The following is a 5816-nucleotide window of genomic DNA, read 5'->3' as shown; positions in this document are numbered from 1 at the left end:
GTGAGCTTGAACTCCGCCTGCAAGAACTCGGGTGTACCTACCTGACCAAAGCGCTCATTGACGCCATGACGCTTAAACGGCACCGCAATGCCGCCTTCCATGAGGGCAGCGGCAACAGCCTCGCCCAAACCACCAACGATGCTGTGATTTTCGAAAGTCACCACTGCACGCTTGCCGACCGCCTCAGCCAAGACAAGCTCAACATCGAGAGGCTTGATGCAGAACATATCAATAAGCTCTACAGAGATGCCCTTCTCGGCAAGCAGATCTGCTGCCTTAAGCGCATCGGCAACCAGCTGGCCCGCGCTGATAATCAGCACATCGGAGCCCTCGCGCACTATGTTGCCTTTGCCCATCTCAAAAGTTGAGCCATCAGCATAAATGGAAGGAGCATCCTTGCGCCCCGTGCGCAGATAATGAATACCCTCCATCTTGGCAAACTCACGCACAATCCAGTCAGCTTGCACTGCATCAGCCGCATCACAGATAACAGAACCTGGCAATGTACGCATAATTGCAACATCTTCCCAGGTTGTATGCGTGCCACCGTTTGCGCCCACCGTAAAGCCAGGGTCAGAACCCCAGATATTGATAGTATTGGCCGCATAACCACCAGATAGGAAAATCTGATCAAAAGCGCGACGCGTCGCAAAAGGCCCAAAGGTATGAGTAAAGGGAATAAATCCCTCAGAACTCATACCAGCCGCAATACCCATCATGTTTGCTTCAGCAATACCTACTTGCACATATTGTTTGGGGTGTGCTTTCAAAATCTTGTTTGTACCAGAGGCGCCACCAAGGTCGGCTTCAAGCATAATAACCTTGTCGTTAGTGTTCATGAGGTCGATGATACTATCGCAGATGGCGTCGCGATATGAGGCGCCTTTGCTGCCAAGCGTTTCGGAAAGTGTGAACATTTATGCCTCACTCCCTTCAATTTTTGCATCAAGATCAGCAATAGCTTCATCGGTTGCCTGGTTGATTTCGTCGTTATTCCACTTCATGGAGTGATTAGAAACAGCGATCTCAAAGTACTTGACACCCGCACCCTTAACGGTATCCAAAACGATAGCGTTAGCAGAGGATTTATTCTGCTTTGCAGCCTCAATAGCAGCATCAATCGCAGCAATATCTTGACCGTTGACCTTTTGAGTCTCAAAGCCAAAGGCTTTCATCTTCTCCACGTAATCAAAGCCGTAAAGAACCTCGTCAATAGTGCCATCAAGTTGCTTTTTGTTGCTATCGATAAAGACGATACAGTTGGAAAGCTTCTTTGCTGCAATGAACTGGAATGCCTCCCAGCACTGGCCCTCATTGAGTTCACCATCGCCTACGATGAGATAGGTATACGCATCAGATCCTTTGAGCGCAAGTGCCTGCGCAATGCCTGCTGCTTCGGAAGTGCCTTGGCCGAGCGAGCCGGTCGTTGCATCAACACCCGGAGTTTTTAGGCGGTCAGTATGAGATGGCAGATTAGTTCCACCATCGTTAAGCGTCATGAGCCACGCTTTAGGGAAAAAGCCTCGCTCTGCTAGCACAGAATACATAACGGGACCTGCATGGCCCTTGGACAAGACAATACGATCGCGCTCTTCCCACTTGGGGTTTGCAGGGTCGTGTTTGAGCTGCTTGGTGTACAAATCAGCCATCAGCTCAACCAAGGACAAGGAACCGCCGACATGACCATATCCACGGTGCTGCAACATGGCAAGTACATCGCGGCGCACACGCGCTGCCAGTAGCGTTGCCTCCTTGAGCTCTTCTTCTTTCACAGTACCTCCCGTGAGTTATAAAACCTTCAAAACAAAAAAGCCCTGTGAGCCGAGGCTACACAGGGCGATTGGTAGGAATTTTAGCCCAGTTTTGCCTTGAGCTTTTCTTCAAGTTCAGCCTTATCGAGGATGTTAGTCAGAACAACTTTGCGATCATCGGGGATGTTCGCAATAAAGTCGCCAAGGTCAGCACCAACCACAAAGAGGTCGGCTGCTGTAGGGTTGATATCAGAAACGGTTGTATGGTCAACCTCAATCTCGCTGTGGCCAAGTTTCTTGACAACTTCCTCAGTGTTCATATGAACAATGAGACTGGAACCAAGACCAGAACCACAGGCGCACATAATTTTACGAATAGCCATAGTGATCTCCTTTTGGTTGGGCCGCAGATAATCGTTTTAGCGGCGTGTCCGTACCTAGTCTATCTACTTTTTCTCGCAGCGCTACAGAATAACTGACAACGTCGATAAACGGTACTTCTAGCGAAGGAGCCGAAGGCATGCGCACCCCGGCTCCATGTTGTGCTATCTCATCATTCGGCCAAGAATTGAGGTATTAAGCCTGCTTCTTGGGAGCGACGAAGTTATAGATAATCGGCAGCAAGTACACGATGACACAAATAGCAACAAGCAGACCATCCTGTGCAAAGCCGACGGTGTTACCAAAGACAATGCCCATCCAGGAGAAGTCAGCATCAGAGAATGTGCTGCCAACATAGCCCAGAGCGCTAAAGACAGGCATGCAAATCATAGGCAGGAAGGTAATGAGCAAGCCGTGTGCAAAGGAGCCAGCGATGCAGCCTTTGAGACCACCCTCAGCATTACCAAAGACACCAGCGGTTGCGCCGCAGAAGAAGTGTGGTACGACACCAGGAAGGATAAGGGCAACTGGAATGGCTGCGTTGATACCGTTAAGAATGAACAGGCCAATGATACCGCCGATGAAGGAGCTCAAGAAGCCAATGATAACAGCGTTGGGAGCATAGGTGAAGGCAACAGGGCAGTCCAGAGCGGGCTTTGCGCCGGGAACGAGCTTGTCAGCGATACCCTTGAAGGCAGGCACAATCTCGCCGATGATCAGGCGGACGCCAGACAAGATGATGTAAACGCCACCAGCAAAGCTCATGCCAGAGGTAAGAGCCCAGACAATCCAGTTGGTCTTGGTCTCGGTGCCAATATTAAGCAGCGCGCCAAGGTTGCCAACAGTAAGACCATAAGGAGCAAGCAGCTCAGCTGCTGCAGCTGCATCAGCATCAGCAGGAACGATGTTCAGGAGACCCTTGGCAATAGCAACGCCAACAACAATCAGGAAGAAGACCATCATCGTGATGGAAATGGAAACGGTGGTATCACGCAGGAAGACAAGACGCTTGGGGAAGTTAATCTCCTCAGTGCTTTTGCGCTTGGGGTCATTAGCAAAAAGCTTACCAATGACACCTGCAAACCAATAACCGATGCCACCAAAGTGACCCAAAGCAACACCGTCGGTGCCAGTGACCTTGCGGAAGGTGACCTGGCAATAAGCAGGAGACAAAACCATGATGAGGCCCAGCAGGCAACCACCAGCAATGTAGAGAGAAGCACCCTCAAGGTGACCAGCGCCACCAAGAATGACAGCAATCATGCATGCCATGTACAGAGTGTGATGGCCCGTCAGGAAGATATAAGGCATACGGGAGAAGCGAGCCAGAACAATATTGAGTGCCATGCCCAAAGCCATGATGATGGCGGAGCTGGTACCAAAGTTCTGAAGAGCGTCAGCGACAACTGCCTCGTTGTTAGGAACAACGCCCTGCATGTTAAAGGCGTAGTTAAAAAGCTCACCAAAGGCGAGCAAAGAGCCAGTCTGCAGGAAAGATGCACCTGCGGACAACACCAAGAAACCAACAATGGTTTTAATGGTGCCTCTGACAATGTCTTCGATAGGCTTGCTCTGCAGGCAAAGACCCACAAATGCAAGCAGACCGACTAGAATAGCCGGCGTCGACAGAATGTTGACAATAAAGTCTAGTACTGCCATTTTTCCTCCTCCAGTTGCAATGTGCCTTACATGGTTCCGCTCATATTACAAACGTCCTTTGACGGCTGGGCCGCAAAGCTACGTATTAGGCGGCAGGCTCCTCAACAAAAATCCTATAAACCTCATCAGCATCAGCAGCGGTTGCCACTTTTTCGATATTTGCAGGATCGGCAAACATCGTTGCCAAGACGCGCATCACATCAATGTGCGAATCGGGATCTGTTGCAGCCAAGGTAACGATGACACGAACAGGCTCACCAGGCTTGAATTCAACACCCTGGCGCGCAATAGTTACCGCCAGCTGCTGCTTGATAACGCCCTGATCAGGACGGGCATGCAACAGAGCCAAATCCGGAGCAAGCACAAAGTACGGACCAAACTTGTTTGTGTTTTCGATGATGCCGTCAATATAGGCAGGTGTAACAAAGCCACCATCTACCAACGGTTGGACGGCAACATGAATAGCATCTTGCCAATCTGCACAAGAAGAAACAATTTGTACGTTTTCTCTTTTAAGCATGTCAGACATAGCACTCATGGTATTACCTCCCTCAAAAATCGACTCTCAACACCAGAAGCAAGCTAAGACCTTTCTGTTAGCACATAAGCCCTGGAAAGTTCATAGATACTTCTCAGTACGTGCACATTCTATTCATGTTTTTCCTGTTTTGTTCGGAAAAAGTACACATTCCCCCTTTTTCTCGTTTTGTACATATTTTCTACATATTTATGATGAATTTAAAAAAGAGTCAATGTTTTGGAGGTATCGTGAGATAGTTTTTTCACAAGTCCCTCAGCTTAGAGAGGGGGGTGCGGACTTGTTTCGTCGGGAGCGCTGGGCGCGGATTGTTGCCATCCTTGAAATTGAGGGTTCGGCTAGTGTCGAAAACCTTGCACGTCGCTTTAACGTGAGCGTCGATAGCATCCGCAAGGATTTACAAGCCCTTTCTCGTGAAGGCCGTATTGAACGTTATTACGGTGGAGCTCGCAGGACTACTAACCCCTCCCCCGCCGCTGTCCGCCAGAGTGGGCAAAATCTTAATCAAGACTTCGAGCCTACTTCCCGTCCCACTACTCAGACTCATCCTTGGCCTTGGAATATCTCCGAACCTATCTCAGGTCCCATTTCTGTCAAACAAGAAGCTGACACTACAGCGCACCTTGCTCGTGAAGCAGTTGCGCGGCGTGCATATCTTGAAATCAACAATGGCGACTCCATCTTTTTGGATGTGTCACGAACAAACCTGTTGCTGGCAGATTTAATTGCCGAAGGCGACAAGCGCGTCATTGTTACCACCAATATGATTGAAGTGCAGCGGCGCTTGTCTTCCCTCTCTCATGTTACGGTGTTAGGCACGGTTGGCTATCTCAATGTGCAAGTTGCAGGCTCAATGAGTTCTGCTGCCCAAAGTTTGTTGGAGCCCTTGCTGATGGCGAAGGCGTTTATCGGAGCGAGCGGCGTCAACCTCACACAAGGGGCCGTAACTTCCAATTCCATCGACACAGGCGAGATGAAAGAGCGTGTCATTCATAACGCCTCCTATCGCTTTTTGCTAGTAGAAGAAGAGAAATTCCACCGTCCTGGCGTATTCCGTTTTGCTTCCATCACTGACTTCTCAGCAATTATCACAAACGCTTCGGATCCTGAGATTTTAGCCAGGCTCTCTCGCTATGGCGTTCCCACGCTTCGTTCAAATCCAAGCTAACTGAGCCGTGCCGATTTCTCAGCCAAACAAATCCGCCTGAGCTGAAACTCACTTCTTTCTCAAATTCGCCATCACTCCATCGCTCTATTCGCACACGTGAGAAAAACGTGTGTCTGCTTACGGCGCCTTTATACGACCCAAGCTATTCCAACCTCAGGTTGTGATGGCTCATTTGCTCAGTCTTTTAGCTGCATATCTACGTAAAAACTGCAGGTAGAAAGCCTAGTGTTGCAACCTGAGCTTGCAACAGCTTTGAGCAGGGTGTGCGAGAAGAACGCGTATCTGCGGTATCAACTCGTCTTGCAGCATGCCATGCAGC

General features: G+C 49.6%; 6 protein-coding genes. 1 reads left to right on the top strand and 5 read right to left on the bottom strand.

All coding sequences use genetic code 11. The annotated features are described in order from the left end of the window. The 5 genes from Q0X25_RS06755 to Q0X25_RS06735 all read right to left on the bottom strand — a co-directional run. Positions 1-917, bottom strand: a 917-nt coding sequence (locus Q0X25_RS06755) for a transketolase family protein (protein WP_298580338.1), incomplete at its 3' end; no start/stop codon positions are given. Next, positions 918-1772 (bottom strand): transketolase, encoded by an 855-nt coding sequence (locus Q0X25_RS06750; protein WP_298580335.1) that lies wholly within the window; start codon positions 1770-1772, stop codon positions 918-920. Positions 1773-1852: 80 nt separating this feature from the next. Further along, positions 1853-2134, bottom strand: a complete 282-nt coding sequence (locus tag Q0X25_RS06745; RefSeq protein ID WP_298580333.1) for a PTS sugar transporter subunit IIB — start codon at positions 2132-2134, stop codon at positions 1853-1855. A 193-nt stretch (positions 2135-2327) separates the two neighbouring features. After that, a complete protein-coding gene (locus Q0X25_RS06740; protein ID WP_298580330.1) occupies positions 2328-3791 on the bottom strand; it encodes a PTS ascorbate transporter subunit IIC in 1464 nt (487 codons plus the stop codon). An 85-nt stretch (positions 3792-3876) separates the two neighbouring features. Beyond that, positions 3877-4329: a PTS sugar transporter subunit IIA gene (locus Q0X25_RS06735; protein ID WP_298580327.1), complete on the bottom strand. Its 453-nt coding sequence runs from the start codon at positions 4327-4329 to the stop codon at positions 3877-3879. Positions 4330-4609: 280 nt separating this feature from the next. Between Q0X25_RS06735 and Q0X25_RS06730 the strand changes: the two genes are divergently transcribed. After that, positions 4610-5497 carry a DeoR/GlpR family DNA-binding transcription regulator gene (locus tag Q0X25_RS06730; RefSeq protein WP_298580324.1) on the top strand — a complete coding sequence of 296 codons (888 nt, stop codon included), beginning with the start codon at positions 4610-4612 and terminating at the stop codon, positions 5495-5497. The last annotated feature ends 319 nt before the right edge of the window (positions 5498-5816 follow it).

Origin of the sequence: uncultured Olegusella sp. (assembly GCF_947253395.1) — a bacterium.
Classification (GTDB): Bacteria; Actinomycetota; Coriobacteriia; order Coriobacteriales; family Atopobiaceae; genus Olegusella.
The sequence above is the reverse complement of the archived record's forward strand: the minus strand, read 5'-3'. Positions and strand labels throughout refer to the sequence as shown.

What these genes read in the sequence shown, in the direction of transcription:
- Q0X25_RS06745 (WP_298580333.1), bottom strand. Translation starts at nt 2,134, where the DNA reads ATGGCTATTCGTAAAATTATGTGCGCCTGTGGTTCTGGTCTTGGTTCC.
- Q0X25_RS06740 (WP_298580330.1), bottom strand. Translation starts at nt 3,791, where the DNA reads ATGGCAGTACTAGACTTTATTGTCAACATTCTGTCGACGCCGGCTATT.
- Q0X25_RS06735 (WP_298580327.1), bottom strand. Translation starts at nt 4,329, where the DNA reads ATGAGTGCTATGTCTGACATGCTTAAAAGAGAAAACGTACAAATTGTT.